This window comes from Blastococcus sp. MG754426 (assembly GCF_021699055.1).
Lineage (GTDB): Bacteria > Actinomycetota > Actinomycetes > Mycobacteriales > Geodermatophilaceae > Blastococcus.
The window spans coordinates 1-1236 of sequence record NZ_SSXC01000162.1 but is presented as its reverse complement, the minus strand read 5'-3'; the positions used below and the strand labels follow the sequence as shown (position 1 = coordinate 1236).

Genomic DNA, 1236 nt, shown 5'->3' with positions numbered 1-1236 from the left:
GTGGGGTGGGTGGGGCAGCCGGCGGCGGCGAGGCGGGCCAGTTCGGTGGGTCCGGTGACGGCCAGCAGCGCCCCGGCGGCGTCGGTGACCGCGATGTGCAGGCTGCCCGCCGGTGGGGCCTGGATGCCGCTGGCGTCCAGGTGGGTGAGCAGTTCGCGCAGGTGCGCGGCGGTGATCGGCTCCCCGTCGACCTCCCCCACCGGCTCGGGGACCCCGGGCGGGGTGCCGGGTGGGGTGCCGGGTGGGGTGAAGGCGGCGGGCGGCGGGTTGCCGGCGGCGAGGAAGCGGGCGGAGGTGAGCGCCGGCAGCGGGGCGACCACGGTCAGCTGGGCGGTCACCGGCGGGTGCTGCTGCCAGGGGCGCAGCAGCAGGTCGGCCAGGGCGCCGGCGCGCAGCATGCCGGCCGGCCGGCCGTCGCCGGCCTCCCGCGCCGCCCGGGCGTGCTGGTCGACCGCGTCCCGGCAGGCCCGCGCGTCGGGGTGCGGGAGCAGGGCGCGCAGCTCGCTCATCCCGTCCCCGACCGGGCGCACCGTCACATCGGCGGCCCGCTGCCGCACCCTCCGGCGCCGCTCGGCCGCGGCGGCGTCGCGGGCCAGCAGCTCGGCGCGCAGCGCCGCCCGCAGCCCGCCCACGCCCAGCCCGGCCGCGCCGGGCAGCACCGCGGCCTCGGCGGCGGCGATCACCGCCGGATCGGTGTCCGCGCCGAACGCCGCCACCTCCGCGGCCAGCGCCCGGGCCCGCGGCCAGTCCAGCAGGCCCAGCCGCAGCCGGGCGAAGGTGGCCGGCAGCCGGGTGGTGAGCACCTCGGCGTGCTCCAGCAGCGTCACCGCCGCCGCCCGGCTGCCGTTGTGCGCCATCGCCAGCTCATCGGCCACGAACTCACTGGCACCGGCCGGGCCACCGTCCCCGGCGCGTTCCCCGCCCGGTGGCGGATCGGCAGGCGCCGGGCGGGCCGCGGCGAGGTCCATCACCAGCTCCACCCGCAACGCGGCCAACCGCGCCTCGGCCGCGGTGATCTGCCCCAGCAGATCGACCGCCTCACCCGCCGACCGGCGGGCCGGCAGCCACGCCGACAACGGCTCGTCCCACCGCCGCGGATCGGGATCCTCGAGCTCCCAGGGCGACGGCAGCGGGTCCACCAGGGACACCCCCACCCCCACCTGGAAGCTCGCCACCGACGACATGACCGCAGGCTAGGCCGGGGGTACGACACTTCCCGCACGTCAGCGGCGGGTG

The 1236-nt window shown here is 79.6% G+C and carries 1 protein-coding gene; it reads right to left on the bottom strand.

Features of this window, described 5'->3' with window-relative positions; translation table 11 throughout:
* Window positions 1–1184 (bottom strand): DUF222 domain-containing protein (locus tag E9549_RS22790; protein WP_236828885.1); only part of this gene is annotated, 1184 nt, incomplete at its 3' end.
* Window positions 1185–1236 lie beyond the last annotated feature (52 nt).